Genomic DNA, 15,495 nt, shown 5'->3' with positions numbered 1-15,495 from the left:
TAAGGGATGCGATGACAGATGTTAGTAGAAAGAATTATGACTTCACCCGTGGAAACGCTCCACGTTAACGATACGATACACGATGCTATGAATATGATGAGCCGGCTTTCTATCCGGCATATACCAATTGTCGGCGATGACGGCAATCTCGCAGGAATTATTTCCGATAAAGACGTTAATCTCGCCCTGCCGTCGATTGCAAGCAGCGATGCTGAGCTGTCGCTCGATCTCGAAGTAAATAAAATAATGCGCCAGCAGGTCACGACTTGCCATCCGCTCGATTTTGTAGAGGAAATCGCTAAAGATTTTTATCATTTTGCCATCGGAGCAATTCCTGTTATGCGCGGTAAAAAAATCGTCGGCATCGTCACTCAAAAAGACATGCTGAATACTTTCTTAGAACTTACAGGTATTAAAGAACCAGGCTCTATAATAGAAATTAAAATTAAAGACCGGATGGGTGTCATTTTTGAAATCGGCAAAGTTTTTAAAGACTTAAATATTAAAATCGTCAGTATTTCAATTTATCCTGATGCCGATAAGAAAAACCATAAAATTATCGTACTCCGTATCGATGCAATGAATCCGTTAATTGCTATAGAAAAATTGAAGGAATCCGGATTTAAAGTTCTGGATCCAAGCGAGATGTCGTAATGAAACCATTGTATGTTTACGACGATGCACTGCTGAAATACCGGTTTAATGATACCCACCCTTTTAATCAGATGCGCTTAAAGCTAACGACGGATTTATTAACGGATGCCGGCTATTTAAATGCAGATGATATTGTCAAACCGCGTATTGCGACAGATGAAGAACTTTCTTTAGTGCATTCTGAAGATTATATTAATGCCGTTAAAGCTGCTGGAAATAATGAATTATCGTCTGAAGATCTTGCAAAATACGGACTCGATTCAGATGACACGCCCAGCTTTAAAAATATGCATGAAAAATGTGCTGCGCTCGTCGGTGCAACACTGACTGCTGTCGACCTCGTTATGACGAATCAGACTAAAAAAGCACTCAGCTTAGCAGGCGGACTCCATCACGGCTTCAGCGGTAAAGCCAGCGGCTTTTGCGTCTATAATGATACTGCGATTGCCTGTGAATATATTGCTCAAAAATACGGCAAAACAGTGCTGTACATTGATACAGATGCCCACCACGGTGACGGTGTCCAGTGGACGTTTTATAACCGCAAAGATATCGTAACTTACTCAATACATGAGACCGGCAGATACTTATTTCCCGGTACAGGCAGTGCAACAGAGCGAGGAACTGAAGACGGTTTCGGCTTTGCAGTCAATCTGCCTATCGATGCCTTTACAGAAGACGAGTCCTTTTTAGATGTATTTAAAACCAGTGCGGAAAAGGTCATTCAAACCTTTAAACCAGATGTAATTTTGAGTCAAAACGGTGTTGATGCCCATTACAGAGACCCGATGACACACTTATCATTAACATCAAAAGCTTATGAAGAAATTCCGAGATTTGTCAGCCGCATGGCCGATAAATACACAGACGGCAGCTGGATTGCTGTCGGTGGAGGCGGTTATAATATTTGGCAGGTCGTTCCGCGCATGTGGAGCCAAGTATGGCTCGCCATGAAAGATATCGACGCACCTTCAGGCAGATTGCCGGACCATTTTATAGAGACCTATAAAGAAAAATGCCAAGTTGATTTCCCTGTAAACTGGGAAGATTCATTACATGACTTTACAGACATACCCAGACGCGAAGAAATCACAGAGAAAAACCAGACGGCCCTCGACCGCATTCTGATGTATCTCAATCAATAATTATAAATAAAAAAACGGAAGCTGTTTCTCATAAAAGAGAAAGCTTCCGTTTTATTTTTATCGTGTTGTTGTACGGTAATCTATACTGTACGGCAAGACGACTGAAGTTGTATCAACTGATTCTTCATTCATCAGTTTTGTTAATAATCTCATACCTACTGCACCGAGATCATATAAAGGTACAGCAATACTTGAAATTTTAGGTCTGACCATCGTGACTAAACGCGTATTTGAACAGCTGATAATCTGCAGACGCTGCGGCATTGCTACACCGTGGTCATGTCCGCCGTGCAAAATACCGATGGCTGTTTCATCGCTGATTACGATAACAGCGTCACGGTCAGTGTCTAACAACTTACCGAAGATTTCTTTGCCTTTTTCATAATCGGCAGCATCTTCGACCATTAAATAATCATCACCGTTTAATCCGGCTTCAGCATATGCCTCTTTCATACCGGTAATCATGCGTGATTCCTGGAATCTTGAATAACCTGCTGTAACGAAGCAGATATTTTTAGTGCCGTCGGCAATCAGTTTCCTGGACGCTTCTTTGGCTGCTTCAAAATAATCGATATTAACGTTTGGAATATCGTTTTCTGCTTCGCCTGAACCGCAAATGACGACAGGAACTTTTGAAGTTTCGATATCCTGAAGTACTGCCTCGCTCAATTTTCCGCCTAAGAAAATAATGCCGTCTACTTGTTTGCTGACCAGGTTTAAAAATGCATTCTGTTCTTTTTTAGGATCCTGGTCCGTATTTGTAATGATGATCTGGTAATTATACATTTCTGCAATATCTTCCAGCCCGCGTGCCAGTGCTGAATAGTAAAGATCTGAAATATCCGGAATAATAACACCGACTGTCGTCGTTTTTTTACTCGCCAGTCCTCTTGCAACTGCATTTGGACGATAATTTAATTTATCTATAACATCTTTAACTTTTTTTCTTGTTTCTGGTTTGACGTTTGGATTACCATTTAAGACTCTAGAAACTGTTGCCATTGAGACTTTTGCTTCTCTAGCCACATCATATATAGTAACTGTCATAATATCCCTCCGAGTCTAATGTGAAAAATGTAAACGTTTTAATTAATCATACCAAATTTTCTTAGCCAATGGTACTGAATATGTAACAATATTATAACAAAAAAATTCAGCCACATGGAGTGTGACTGAATCATTTATCTTATTTTTTCGGCTTTGTGCCTGATTTCTCAGCGTATTTCGACATGTCAACGACATTTGGACGCTGAAGATTACTGTCTTCTACTTCTTCTTTAATCGCCTGCTGCTGCAGCTGAACATCAGATTCATCGAGTTCTTTTACTCGTGATTTCTCGTCCATCTCAGCTTTTTTGTCTTTAACCATCTGTTTTACATCGCTGACTTTACCGTCGATTTTCTCTGAGATTGAAAATCCGCTGCCCTCGTCACTTGCAATAGAGTTCTGGATTTTTTTAATATCATCTCTCAGGGAGTCGCCCGATTTAGGTGCGATAAACAGACCGCCGACAACACCGACTAATAAGCCGAATGCAAGTCCGAATGTAAAGTCGCGGCCCGTCGAAGTTTCGACTTGTGAGTCGTAACGTTCGACGCCTTTGACATGTCTGTCTCTGTTATATGTTTCCATGAGCTAACCTCCAAACAGAATTAATCAATGAGCCTTATAAGTTTTCAGACTTTACATCTACGTCTGTATTTACTTTGCTGTAAGCTCTGTTTCTCTGCTGCTGTCTGACCTGCCATTTGTCAGCAATTTCCATTGCCACATTTGACCACTGAACCACTTGTGAAATCTTGTCTTCATTTTGTGAAATATTATGCGTAATTGAGTTTGTTACACGGTCGACTGAGTCGTTTAAGTTAGTTACAGAGTAACCAACACCTTGTACTGCATCAACAACAGCATTAAGTTTTTCAGATTTACCTTGAATATCTTCAACTAAACGATTTGATTTGTGCAGGAGATCTGTTGACTCCCTTGTAATACCTTGAATTTGACCATCCAGGCCATCCAGTGTACTGGCTACGTGATCCAGATTTTTCTTAACCGAGAACAGTACGACTGCAATTGCGACACATAATACTAAAAATGCAATTGCTGCAATACCCGCGGCAATATATAAAACTATTTGCCAATCCATTTTAACGCCTCCATTATTTCTTTTCTGTATTCTTAATTATCATAACCTAATTCACATTGTTATAAACATTTATTTATAGATAAATTTCGGTTATTTTTAAGATAATAATTCAGTAAAGCGTTTCTCATATTTCTGAATATCTCCTGCACCCATAAATATAATTACGCCGTCAGCATGTTTATCGAGCCGTTCTAAATCTGCTTCAGTCAGCAGTTCTGCCTCTGGAATTAAATTGACTAAATCCATGCTTGATAAGCTGCCGCTTGATTCTCTGGCTGAGCCGAAAATATCGACAATATATGCTTTATCCGACTGAGACAGCACATCTGCGAATTCTTTTAGGAACTTCTCAGTGCGTGAAAATGTATGCGGCTGGAAAACCGAAATAATTTCCCGGTTCGGGTATTTCTTTCTTGCCGTTTCAAGTGTCGCTTCAATTTCTCTCGGGTGATGCGCATAATCATCTACAATCACCATGTTGTGAAGTTTTGTTTCAGTAAAGCGGCGTTTGACCCCTTTATAGTTTAAGAATGACGCTTTAATCAGTTCAATATCGAGTTTTTCTAAATAACAGATACCGATTACAGCAAGAGAATTTAAAACCAGATGATCACCGTACATCGGTATTTCAAATGTATCAAAATAGTCCCCTTTAATTTTCACATCAAAAGCTGTCCCGTTTTCTGTCACTCTGATATTGTATGCTGAAATATCATCATCACTCTCTATACCGTAAGTAATCAGATTTTGTGTATGATTTTTAATTTCATTAATATGCGGATCATTCCCATAAGCGATAATACATTTTTTCACCTGCGATGCCATTTCTTTAAATGCATCTACAACGTCTGAAATATCATTAAAGTAGTCAGGGTGATCAAAATCTATATTGGTAATGATTGCATAATCCGGATAATAGCTCAGGAAATGACGTTTATATTCACATGATTCAAAAGTAAAATATTTACTTTCCGGCATGCCGAATCCGGTGCCGTCACCGATTAAATACGTCGTATCCACATCACCGTTCATCACATGGGAAAGCAGTCCTGTCGTAGACGTTTTTCCGTGGGACCCCGTCACGCCGACAGAGATATAATTACTCATGAAGTCCGCTAAAAATACATGGTAGCGAATGACTTCATAGCCCATATCGTATGCTTTTTTAATTTCAGGATGGTCATCTTTAAAAGCATTTCCGGCAATATAGGTCATGCCTTCAACGATATTTTCTTCAGAAAATGGCAATATTTTAATGCCCTTTTTTCTAAGAGGCCCCTCTGTAAATACTTCGTTTTCAATATCAGAGCCCTGAACTTCATGACCGATGTCAAAAAGCACCTGAGCAAGTGCACTCATTCCTGCACCCTTTATTCCGATAAAATGATATTTCTTCACGATTACACCAAGCTTTCATCGATTATTATGTTTTATATGATCAAACACACTCTGTCTGACATTTTTGTTGACCGTACCAACAGAAATCCTGTTCGGCTTATTCGAGGTAGGAATGACCGCAAGTGCATCATTCCCCTGTGTAAGCTCATCCGTGCCGCTGACTGCTTTGTTTTCTGCATCGTAAAATGCAATTTTAGTCTGCAGCAGCTGCAGCAGTTCATAACGGATATTCTGATCAGTATTCATATTATTTGCAATCACATGTATACCGAGCGGCTTGCCCTGTTTTAATATTTGTACCAGGCCGCGCAGCGGTTCCGAATTTTTATTTTCTATTATTGCTGCAAGATCATCGATGATAATAACTAAGGTTGCTTTTTTAGATTCAAACTTCACACGGCTATTATAACTCTGAATATTTCTGACGTGTGCTCTTCTAAACTGAACACTGCGTTCATTCAGTTCTGTCAAAAAGATTTTCATCGTTTCCGGATCATCCGGCGCCATTCTTCTGCCGAACGAATGCGGCACATCTAAATAATCATCATAAGTATCGTCCGCTGCTGCCACAGCGACTTTTAACTCATGTGCACTGTGATTCATTAACAGAGATAACATGATATTATCGATAACGTTCGTATCGTAATTCGGCTGATTGCCGTAAATCAAAATATGTCCAGCTTTCGATAGTTCGTAACTGAAAATTTTATCATCCACAGTTTTACCGACTGCAAATTTATAATCGGGTTTGCGCAGTTTTAAACTGCTCGCCTCAAACAGTGTCCTGAAAGTAATCGGTCTCACTTCAGCAAGCGGGACTTCTAGCCCGATATTCGACGTGCCGATTAATGGACTCATTATACGCAGTTCATCCAAACCCAGTTCCGCTTTTAAAGCGGTATTTAAACGCGGAATATTACTGACTCTAAAGGCGCGGTTCAGCTTGACTTCATAGCGGCCGATTACGCCGTTTGAAGTATAGCCGGTGACGCGGCCTTCGACATTTAATTTGTCAAATGCATCATCAATTTGTTTAGCCAGATTATTGTCAGGCGCTTTATAATCTGCTGCCTGCGCAGTGCCGAGAATACTGACTCCCGGCTGTGTAACGTTCGGACCGATGCGTTTACCTGTTGCAGCCTGCTGTTTTTCACGCAGTTTATTCTGTTTGCTGCCGAGTACACTCAGTGTATCATGCTGCTTATTTTTAGGCTCTGCTTTTGCTTTGACTATTTCACCGTTTGCTTTTTGAGCATCTCTTTTCTTTTTCAGTGCAGCCAGTTCTGCTCTTTTCTGCTGTTCTTTTTGTTTCTGCTTGTCCTTGCGTTTTTCACGCTGCATACGTTCTTCAACGATTTTATCGACAATGACAGAATTATAATTTTTAAATTTTTCAAGATAAATTTCACGCTCATCCCGATCAGACCGCTTCGGCTTATTTAAACCGTAAACAGCTGAAGGTACTTGGCGTGCTTTTGAGATCGTCATTCTTGTCGGACGTTTGACCGACGGCTTATGCGTCTTGTATTTCGTCTCACGCTGGGGTCTTCTGACGTATGCAGGCGGTGTATCTAAAGGCTGAATCGCACCGTCATCACTGCTGTCTGTACCATCGATATCGAGAGGAAATTTAAACGCTTCTTTATTCATGTCCTGTTCGTGGCGTTCTTTATTAAATTCTCGTTTTTTTCTTCTTGTCATTTAATCTCACCTTTATACGACCGGGAATGGCTGGCCGACATTATAACTGTCGTCCAGGACATAAATACCTTTTACCCCATCATCTTTTAAGTTTAATTCTTTTTTAGAACAGATCATGCCGTTTGAATCTACGCCGCGAAGTGCAGAAGGTTTAATATATAAACCATCAGGCATAATCGCTCCGACGCGTGCCACGACTACTTTTTGTTCAGTATCAACATTCGGCGCACCGCAAACAATCTGCAGCACTTCAGTCCCAACATCAACTTTGGTTACATTTAACTTATCTGCATCCGGATGCGCTTCTTTTTCGATGACTTTACCCACGATGAATTTTGGTTTTAAATCAAATTCAAGCTTTTCAATGCCGTTTTTACTCAGGAGATTATTAATTTCCGGTACCATGACTTCATAGTCATTAATATCCTTATCACTGAGTGATAAATTATTTTCAGCATTAAAAATGTTTAAACCAATCACTTCATCATTATCTTTAATCAGTGTAATATCGCCGTGATGTTCATAGGATACATCTTCAGTCTTTCTTAACGTTACGAACAATACATCTCCGACATTTTCATTATATGTGAGTCTCACCTTTGGTCACTACTTTCTTCTCTATTTGTTTTTATTACTGTAATTTTTCTGTTTTCCGAGTATAAATACCGGTTGAAGTTTTTCACCGTCATATGAAAATGACAGCGAAGTAATCGGCGTCAGGCCTTCTGTAAAGTACTGCATCATCATTTGAGCCATAATATCGTAGCCGACATTATTTTTACAGTCCGCTATAATCAATACATCCTGATGCGGCAAACCGACCAGCATTTCCCCTTCTGCCTGTCCAAGCATTTCATGGAGAAAATCTGTATTTAATATTCTGGATGAATCGTAGCCGTCATTGTGATTTACAAAATAGAAATCATTTTCCTGAACGGTCTGCTTTTTCACTTCAATCGGCAGATTTTTTAAGTTATTCGCTGCCAGCACTTTCATATCTTCTTCGGACATGCCGAGAGATTCCAGCAGCGGCTCGTCGATCAGACGATAGCTTTTATCAAAATCAACCGCGTAGTAAATATTAGTTTCGTTCGTATGCGGTGTGACGATAAAAGGCTCTCCTGCTTTTGATTTGTCAGGAAAACTTGTCGCTCTGACAACCGGGTAAATCATTGCGGATGCAGCATCGATTTTTTCATCGCCCATACGCGTCAATGACTCGTCGATATAATAGACGAGTTCATCTACAATTTTATCATCATTCTTTGCTTTATTCAGCGCTTTTGATAAGGCAATTGTAATTCCCTTACCGTTATCATTTCTTTCAACCCGAAGCGCTTCATTTTCGCGGTCAAATTTATAAGAGAAATCATCTCTTTTTTCAGTGATTCTTTCTATAATTAAATCACGTAATTTATATATATTCATGATTTACCTCCTGTATTATTTTCCTAAACTTATCACTTGGTCGCCCTGTTTAATAAACCCGTATAAGCTAAACAGTTTATAGAATATCAGAGTTACAATTAGAGGTAAAACGATATGAAATACTAAAACCATTATAACTGTAGACGTAGACAGTCCCATCGTTTCGATCGCCATTATTTGTCCGACAAAACCGCTTGTACCCATGCCGGCACCTGCTGCATTGTTTTCCATCGGGAAAAAGACAGTCATAATCGGCGCAATAATAGCGCTGGCGATAACCGGCGGTATGATAATAAACGGATTCCTTAAAATATTCGGCACCTGCAGCATCGATGTACCGACACCGATAGATATCACTCCTGAAATGCCGTTATCTTTATAACTCATCGCAGCAAGACCCACCATGTGACAGCAGCAGCCGATAACAGCCGCACCTGCTGCAACACCGTTTAAATCGAGCATCAGGCTGAGTGCCGCACTCGACAGCGGTGCCGTCAGTGTAATACCGAAAACGACGCTGACGAGAATGCCCATCATAAATGGACGCTGCTCTGTAGCAAACATGATCACATCACCAAGACCGGTCATAACGCCGCCGACTGCTTCACCGATCAGACCGGCCAGCAAAAGACCGATAACAAGCGTTAAAAACGGAGATACGATAATATCCAGTTTGGTTTTTTGCTGATACAGCCGTGCAACTTCAATGACGATTAGACTGACGATGAAACTCGCAGCCGCACCGCCTAAATCATAAGCATACTGACTGACAGCGAGCACAGAAAAAATAACGAGCGGCGGCGATTTTAAACCGTAAGCAATCGCCACACCAATCGCCGCACCTGTTAAACTTTGTGCCGTATCGCCAATTAGCGACAAGCCGCTTAAAGACGGAATGTAAGATGCAATTGTATTAATAATCAGGCCGATAATTAAAGTGCCGAACAGACCGAGCGCCATAAAACTCATCGCCTCTATAAACCAGCGGTGCAGTAATTTTTTCATGGCCTATCCTCTTATTTTATCAACAGTGTCAGTATTGACCTTTTTGATCAGCGATGTTAACAAATTATGTGCGTGCAAATAATCTTCATAATTAATAATTGAGTTTGCCGTATGAATATAGCGCGAGCAAATTCCGACTACAGCTGACGGCACACCGTTATTTGACGTATGAATGCTGCCCGCATCCGTACCGCCCGGTGAATGATAATACTGATACTTAGCATCAGACTCTTTAGCTGTTTCAAGGAGAAATTCACGCATTCTCGGCGCTAAGATCATCGTGCGGTCAAACAGGCGGATAAGCGTTCCCTCTCCAATTTTACCAAGATCATCTTTTTTGCCCATCATATCGTTTGCCGGAGAACAGTCTACAACAAAAGCGATATCCGGATCAATCATATGAGTACTGGCTTTTGCACCGCGCAGGCCGACTTCTTCCTGAACATTGGCACCGATATATAAATCGCAGTCGAGCTCAGTATCTTTTAAAGATTCCAGCGCTTCGATTGCAATCAGACAGCCGTATCTGTTATCCCATGCTTTAGCGAGTAATTTCTTATCATTTTTAAGCACTTTAAAGTCAACTTCAGGGACGATAGAGTCTCCAAGATTAATCCCCATCTCAAGAAGCTCTTCTTTAGAATCCGCACCGACGTCCAGCAGCATATCTTCAATTTTAGTTTCTTTGCTGCCGCCTCTTCTAAAGTGTACCGGCACACTGCCGATGACGCCTGTGATTTCCTCATCCTGACTCGTACGCACTGAAAAACGCTGGCTGAGAAGGACGTCAGATGCCCAGCCGCCTAGCGGCGTAAATTTAATAAAGCCGTTATCCATTAAAGCTGTTACCATGAAGCCGACTTCGTCCATATGTGCAGCTACCAGTACTTTGGGTGCATTTTCCTTTGTACTCTTTTTAACCGCAAAAATACCGCCCAGACCATCCTGAATTATTTCATCAGCATATTCCGACAGTTCTTTTTTCATATATTCACGTACTTTATCTTCAAAACCGGGTGCCCCATGCAGCCCTGTTAATGTCTTCATTCTATCTAACGTTTTTTCTGACAGTTCCATAAAAATACCCCTTTTAGTTGTTATTTTCTTAATATTCTATGTTAAACTACTTCATAAGGAGGATGTACATATGAAGCGTAATCTAATTATATTTACATTGTTAGCTGTTACCGTTATCCCGCTCTTGGTGTGGTTATTACTCCACCGCAGAGTCGATACTAAAAAAATCGTCGATAACCTGCATCTTCAATTTGAAAACATTTCATTCATTTCGCTCGACTATCAGGCAGACGGCCAAAACCGATTCGGTCTAAACACAAATACAGTCAGCGGCGTGCTGCATGTCGGCAATGATGAAAATACTGTAAAATATAACTTTTTAGCAGATCCTTACACAGCTGAAATCATGGAGATTACTGTTCAGTAATCCCCATGATTTTTTTATTTGCTTAAATGTTCAAACGTTTTTCTGATACGTTCTAAGCCATCCTCTATCCTTGCTCTGCTCGATGCTGCATTAAATCTGAAGTGATTATTTTCATGGTCTAAGTACAGCTTGCCTGGTGATACCGCAATACCGCCGACTTCAACGAGTGCCTGATGCACTTTTGCTGCATCCAGACCAGATTTCTCAAAGCTGATCCAGCCGAGATAAGTCGCTTTTGGAATATCAAATGATAAAACATCCGACAGATGTTCATCGATATAATCGCTTATTAATTGGAAGTTCTCTTCGATATGTTCATTCAGCTGATCGATCCATCCCCCGCACTCTGTGTATGCCGCTTCTATTGCAGCCAGTGCCAGACTTGACGCTGTGTTGACATTATATCTGCTCCCCATTGCAGAATTAATATCAGCTGTTAAATGTCTGTCTTTCGTTATAAAGTATGAATGCGGAATACTCGCTAAGTTAAACGACTTGCCAAGACCTGTCGTGACGAGCACAGCATCATCTTCTTCAAGCAGCGATGCAACAGAGACAAAATCTTCTTTTGGTCTGACAAAGTCCATATGGATTTCATCGCTGATTAAATAGACATTATTGTCTTTACAAATTTGCTTGATTTCTTTAAGTTCTGAAAGTGTCCATACTTTCCCGGTTGGATTATGCGGGTTGCAGTGGATGTACAATGAAACATCATCCCGTTCGCACAGCTTTTTAAACGATTCAGTATCTAAAAAGTATTCTTTTTTATCTTCATCGTAAACCAGCGGAGATTCTATAATTTTCCTGTCGTTGCCCTGGATTAAATTCGGGAATGAATTATATGAAGGCGTCGTTAAAATAACACCGTCTCCTTCTTCTGTCGTCTGTCTGATGACTTCACCGACAGTATATAAAACAGACGCTGCATAATGAATATCCGCTTCGTTTAAAGAAATATTAAAGCGTGTCTTCCACCAGTGTTTTACCGGTCCGTAAAACCGTTCATTCTGCCACATCGTATAACCGAAAATCCCGTTATCCAGACGTTTTTTAATAGCATCTCTGATCATAACAGGCGTCTGTATATCCATGTCGGCAATCCAGAAAGGCTCGAGTCCTTTCGCTCCAAATAAAGCTTCGGTACCCTCATATTGAACACTGTATGTACCTTCTCTTGACGTTTTTTGATTAAAATCGAATTGTGTCATTATATTCCTCCACTCTAAATGTTCTGTATCTTTACATTTTAACATTCTTTCAGGGAATAATACACGAATATAAAAAAGCACCTTTCCTTAGAAAGATGCTTGTATCCAGTAAATTTTATGTCCGCGCTGAGAAAATTTTTCTTCGTATTCAGTGCGTATATTTTCTTTCGGTTCATCGTCATGAACGTCCAGATTCAAGTTTTCAAACGTCATGCCAAATGCGTTCATAGAAATTAGGCTGAATTCGAATAAGCCTCTGTTATCCGTTTTAAATTCTACGATAGAATCTTTTTTCAGCAGCTGCTTGTAACTCGATAAAAACCGGCTGTGCGTCAGTCTTCTTTTAGCATGACGCACTTTTGGCCATGGATCCGAGAAGTTTAAGTAAACTTTATCTACTTCGTTCTCGTTAAAATAATCCATCAGTGTGTTCGCATCTAAAAGGAGCAGTCTGACATTGCTTAAGCCGAGCTCAAGCACCTTTTCAGTGACGCGGATCATAACGTTTTTATCGATTTCAATACCGACGTAATTAATCTCCGGATTTTGCTGTGCCAGCGTCGTGATAAAGATGCCCATACCCGTTCCCACTTCGATGTGGATTGGCTGGTCCTTATCAAAAAACGTTTTTATTTTTTTACTGTACGTATTGTTAACATCCACGATATGGGCATTAGATTCCAAATAATCGATCGCCCAGGGTTTGTTGCGCATTCTCAAAAATATTCACTACTCTCAATTATTAAATAAGACGGTCCTTGTCCATTACTCTCGACAGGAATATAATCCATTCATTCATTTCAGTAAATCGTTTGCGGTCTTCATACCACTGAATCATCGTAATCGCCTGAACGAATGTGTACCATTTCATACGGGAGTGCAGATCGTTGTTAAGCTCTACACCGTAATTATGGAGCCACTCACCCCAGTCGCTGTGGTCGATGTAAGGATATAAAATCATTCCGAGATCGATTGCAGGGTCTGCAATCATCGCACCTTCCCAGTCGACTAAAAATAGTTCGTCAGTGTCCGATAAGAGCCAATTATGATGATTAACATCACCGTGGCATACTCTGCAATCGGCAACCTCAATTTCCGGCACTGCGTTTTCGAGGTATTGGATGGCATTTCTAACGACATGATGCGCATTCACTTTTGGTGATAATGATGACTGTATTTTGTTAAGTAATACTTCCGGCAGCATCGGTTTCATGCCTAGACGTTTTAACATCGTGAGGAGCGGTTCTGATGTGTGTATTTTACTCATCAAAGCTGCGACACGCAGCCCTCCCATGTCTTCACGAGTCAACTCCCGGCCATTTTTCCAGTGCTGTGCTGTTACCACTTCGCCCGTCTCGATACGTTTTGTCCAAACGAGTTTCGGAACGATGCCTTCAGCGGATAACGCCGCAAGGAAAGGGCTGGCATTTCTTTTAAGGAACAGTTTACGCCCGTCCTGTTCAGCTTTATAAGCTTCACCGGAGGAACCGCCTAAAGGATCTAATTGCCAGCCGAGTTGATAGAAATGATCCAATTCTTACACCTCGTTTCATCGGTCAAATAAAAATTTGCGCTATATATTTAATCAGATAGCGCAAATTAAGTTCATGTTTAAAATTTTATCGGGTTTATAGTCTTATTTCAAGAACAAAAGATGGATTACTTTTGCCAACTGAATGTTAGTACAGAGTAACTGTGATTTTGTTCAGATATATTATTATACATTAAACAAAATGTTGTTTAAAGTTAACTAAGTGATGTCATCACTTGAAGTTCATTTATATTGCCTGCATATTTTCAGGCAAAGAAGCAAATGTTAGTATAACAGTTTTTCATCTGTCTGGGAATAGGCGATTTTACCCTATGACTTGATGACGCACACATTGTAGAGTGCTTCTAAATAAATTTGGGCAGCTAAGAGCAGCTCATCGATATTCATCCGTTCATCTTTCTGATGCATCGTATCGACAGTGTCTTTGAACATGGCACCGAATGCAACACCCGTCTCAAGTGTTCTTGCATATGTCCCGCCGCCGATAGTATAAGCCTCAGTCATATCTCCAGTATGTTTTTGATAACTTTTTAGCAATTGAGTCACGAGCGGATCATTTTTATCGACGTAATGCGGCGCCTGATTGCTGACATCTTCAATTGTAAAACCGGTCTTTTCGATCGTTTTATTCAGAGCTTGAATGCCTGCATCGAAATCCAATCCTGTTGGATAGCGCAGATTCACACCAAAAATACCGCCGTCGACTTCCGTATAATTTATCATGCCGGTATTTACACTGACGTCTCCCATTTCTTCATGATGATAGTCCATATTGAATGCCTCGCCGTTTAAATTGCCGACAATATATTGATCCGCGAAATCAACAAATTGTTTGCCATTCTGATCAAGTTCTACTTCACTCAGGAATTTTAAGAGTTCCGTACCGGCATTTACACCTTCTTCAGGCGTCGAACCGTGCGCACTCTGACCTTCGAGCTCTAATTTTAAGAAACCGCCGTCAATCTCGTATTTTCCTCTGTTGCCGCTTTTTCGTAAAAATCCTTCAAATGCTTGGATAATCGCACTCATCTTCGTCATCACTTTTAATTTGGCTTCGGCAGATTCAGGCACCATGTTGTAGCGTTCGCCTGAAATGAATGCTTTTAATTCAATATCGCTGTCGATAAACTCATCGTTTAAATTGGACTGTACGATATTAAATGAAGTAATCCCTTTTTCACCGTGAATGACAGGGAATTCAGCATCAGGTGAAAATCCGGCAGACGGCATTTCCTCTTCTTTAAAATAAGCGTCAGTACACTGCCAGTCAGACTCTTCGTCTGTGCCGACAATCAGCCGTACTCTTCTGTTAAATTCATAGCCTTCATTATGTAAAATTTTTAAAGCATAATACGCAGCCATCGTCGGTCCCTTATCATCCTGAACACCGCGTGCAACGATTTCATTATTTCTAATCACAGGTTCAAACGGTTCCGACGTCCAGCCCTTACCTGGCGGCACAACATCGACGTGTCCGAGTACGCCAAACAATTCGTCACCCTTGCCGAATTCAATATGCCCGGCTAAATTAGCGACCACTTTTGTCGGCAGTCCCTCTTTCGCACCGAGTTCAATCATATATTCGAGTGCTTTTTTTGGACCTTCGCCCACTGGTGCGTCTTTAACAGACTCTCCTTTTACACTGTCGATAGATAAAAGACCCATCAAATCTTTAATCAGCTCATCCTTATATTGAATAACTAATTCTTTTGCATCCAAGTTCATCGGCTCCCTTGTAGATTGATTTTCTTCTATTATATACTTTTCGGCAGAGAATCCCAAAATATTAAAGGCAAAAAAATTCCCCGTA

The 15,495-nt window shown here is 40.7% G+C and carries 16 protein-coding genes; 3 read left to right on the top strand and 13 right to left on the bottom strand.

Annotation, left to right across the window (positions count from 1 at the left end; all coding sequences use genetic code 11):
• Positions 1-18 precede the first annotated feature (18 nt).
• Complete coding sequence (locus IEU81_RS00850; RefSeq protein ID WP_186089847.1) at positions 19-654, top strand: CBS and ACT domain-containing protein; 636 nt, start codon at positions 19-21, stop codon at positions 652-654.
• On the top strand, positions 654-1,799 hold the full coding sequence (locus tag IEU81_RS00845; RefSeq protein WP_186089845.1) for an acetoin utilization protein AcuC: 1,146 nt from the start codon (positions 654-656) through the stop codon (positions 1,797-1,799). Before IEU81_RS00850 ends, IEU81_RS00845 begins: the two co-directional genes overlap by 1 nt.
• A 57-nt stretch (positions 1,800-1,856) precedes the next feature.
• Here IEU81_RS00845 and ccpA read toward each other — a convergent pair whose 3' ends face one another.
• From ccpA to IEU81_RS00800, 9 genes are all read right to left on the bottom strand, one after another.
• Positions 1,857-2,846, bottom strand: coding sequence for a catabolite control protein A (gene ccpA, locus IEU81_RS00840; RefSeq protein WP_092598348.1), 990 nt, complete (start codon positions 2,844-2,846; stop codon positions 1,857-1,859).
• 139 nt (positions 2,847-2,985) lie between these two features.
• Positions 2,986-3,432, bottom strand: a complete 447-nt coding sequence (locus IEU81_RS00835; protein ID WP_092598345.1) for a YtxH domain-containing protein — start codon at positions 3,430-3,432, stop codon at positions 2,986-2,988.
• Between the two features lie 34 nt (positions 3,433-3,466).
• On the bottom strand, positions 3,467-3,946 hold the full coding sequence (locus tag IEU81_RS00830) for a DUF948 domain-containing protein (RefSeq protein ID WP_092598342.1): 480 nt from the start codon (positions 3,944-3,946) through the stop codon (positions 3,467-3,469).
• A 96-nt stretch (positions 3,947-4,042) separates the two neighbouring features.
• Entirely contained in the window at positions 4,043-5,344 is a 1,302-nt protein-coding gene (gene murC / locus IEU81_RS00825; RefSeq protein WP_186089844.1) for a UDP-N-acetylmuramate--L-alanine ligase, read from the bottom strand.
• 15 nt (positions 5,345-5,359) lie between these two features.
• Positions 5,360-7,045, bottom strand: a complete 1,686-nt coding sequence (locus IEU81_RS00820; protein WP_186089843.1) for a DNA translocase FtsK — start codon at positions 7,043-7,045, stop codon at positions 5,360-5,362.
• Positions 7,046-7,057: 12 nt separating this feature from the next.
• On the bottom strand, positions 7,058-7,642 hold the full coding sequence (gene ytpR / locus IEU81_RS00815) for a YtpR family tRNA-binding protein (protein WP_092598334.1): 585 nt from the start codon (positions 7,640-7,642) through the stop codon (positions 7,058-7,060).
• Positions 7,643-7,663: 21 nt separating this feature from the next.
• The gene (locus tag IEU81_RS00810; protein ID WP_092598331.1) at positions 7,664-8,473 is read right to left on the bottom strand and encodes a DUF1444 family protein; all 810 of its coding nucleotides are present in this window, start codon (positions 8,471-8,473) and stop codon (positions 7,664-7,666) included.
• Between the two features lie 15 nt (positions 8,474-8,488).
• Positions 8,489-9,478, bottom strand: a complete 990-nt coding sequence (locus IEU81_RS00805; protein ID WP_092598328.1) for a PTS sugar transporter subunit IIC — start codon at positions 9,476-9,478, stop codon at positions 8,489-8,491.
• A 3-nt stretch (positions 9,479-9,481) separates the two neighbouring features.
• A complete protein-coding gene (locus tag IEU81_RS00800; protein WP_092598325.1) occupies positions 9,482-10,555 on the bottom strand; it encodes a M42 family metallopeptidase in 1,074 nt (357 codons plus the stop codon).
• Between the two features lie 70 nt (positions 10,556-10,625).
• On the opposite strand from IEU81_RS00800, the gene IEU81_RS00795 reads away from it, so the two are divergent.
• A complete protein-coding gene (locus IEU81_RS00795) occupies positions 10,626-10,922 on the top strand; it encodes a hypothetical protein (RefSeq protein ID WP_092598322.1) in 297 nt (98 codons plus the stop codon).
• Between the two features lie 14 nt (positions 10,923-10,936).
• Here the strand turns inward: IEU81_RS00795 and IEU81_RS00790 are convergent, their stop codons facing one another.
• From IEU81_RS00790 to pepV, 4 genes are all read right to left on the bottom strand, one after another.
• Complete coding sequence (locus IEU81_RS00790) at positions 10,937-12,133, bottom strand: MalY/PatB family protein (protein WP_186089842.1); 1,197 nt, start codon at positions 12,131-12,133, stop codon at positions 10,937-10,939.
• Positions 12,134-12,220: 87 nt separating this feature from the next.
• Complete coding sequence (gene trmB / locus IEU81_RS00785) at positions 12,221-12,853, bottom strand: tRNA (guanosine(46)-N7)-methyltransferase TrmB (RefSeq protein ID WP_186089840.1); 633 nt, start codon at positions 12,851-12,853, stop codon at positions 12,221-12,223.
• Positions 12,854-12,875: 22 nt separating this feature from the next.
• On the bottom strand, positions 12,876-13,667 hold the full coding sequence (locus IEU81_RS00780; RefSeq protein WP_092598314.1) for a phosphotransferase family protein: 792 nt from the start codon (positions 13,665-13,667) through the stop codon (positions 12,876-12,878).
• Positions 13,668-13,994: 327 nt separating this feature from the next.
• A complete protein-coding gene (pepV, locus tag IEU81_RS00775) occupies positions 13,995-15,404 on the bottom strand; it encodes a dipeptidase PepV (RefSeq protein ID WP_268884125.1) in 1,410 nt (469 codons plus the stop codon).
• Positions 15,405-15,495 lie beyond the last annotated feature (91 nt).

It is taken from the genome of Jeotgalicoccus aerolatus, assembly GCF_014635205.1.
GTDB classification, from domain to species: Bacteria; Bacillota; Bacilli; order Staphylococcales; family Salinicoccaceae; genus Jeotgalicoccus; species Jeotgalicoccus aerolatus.
The sequence above is the reverse complement of the archived record's forward strand: the minus strand, read 5'-3'. Positions and strand labels throughout refer to the sequence as shown.

Excerpts from the sequence above, each read along its gene's own strand:
- IEU81_RS00850 (WP_186089847.1), top strand. The coding sequence starts at position 19 with ATGTTAGTAGAAAGAATTATGACTTCACCCGTGGAAACGCTCCACGTT.
- IEU81_RS00845 (WP_186089845.1), top strand. The coding sequence starts at position 654 with ATGAAACCATTGTATGTTTACGACGATGCACTGCTGAAATACCGGTTT.
- ccpA (WP_092598348.1), bottom strand. The coding sequence starts at position 2,846 with ATGACAGTTACTATATATGATGTGGCTAGAGAAGCAAAAGTCTCAATG.
- IEU81_RS00835 (WP_092598345.1), bottom strand. The coding sequence starts at position 3,432 with ATGGAAACATATAACAGAGACAGACATGTCAAAGGCGTCGAACGTTAC.
- IEU81_RS00830 (WP_092598342.1), bottom strand. The coding sequence starts at position 3,946 with ATGGATTGGCAAATAGTTTTATATATTGCCGCGGGTATTGCAGCAATT.
- IEU81_RS00820 (WP_186089843.1), bottom strand. The coding sequence starts at position 7,045 with ATGACAAGAAGAAAAAAACGAGAATTTAATAAAGAACGCCACGAACAG.
- IEU81_RS00810 (WP_092598331.1), bottom strand. The coding sequence starts at position 8,473 with ATGAATATATATAAATTACGTGATTTAATTATAGAAAGAATCACTGAA.
- IEU81_RS00805 (WP_092598328.1), bottom strand. The coding sequence starts at position 9,478 with ATGAAAAAATTACTGCACCGCTGGTTTATAGAGGCGATGAGTTTTATG.
- IEU81_RS00800 (WP_092598325.1), bottom strand. The coding sequence starts at position 10,555 with ATGGAACTGTCAGAAAAAACGTTAGATAGAATGAAGACATTAACAGGG.
- IEU81_RS00795 (WP_092598322.1), top strand. The coding sequence starts at position 10,626 with ATGAAGCGTAATCTAATTATATTTACATTGTTAGCTGTTACCGTTATC.
- IEU81_RS00790 (WP_186089842.1), bottom strand. The coding sequence starts at position 12,133 with ATGACACAATTCGATTTTAATCAAAAAACGTCAAGAGAAGGTACATAC.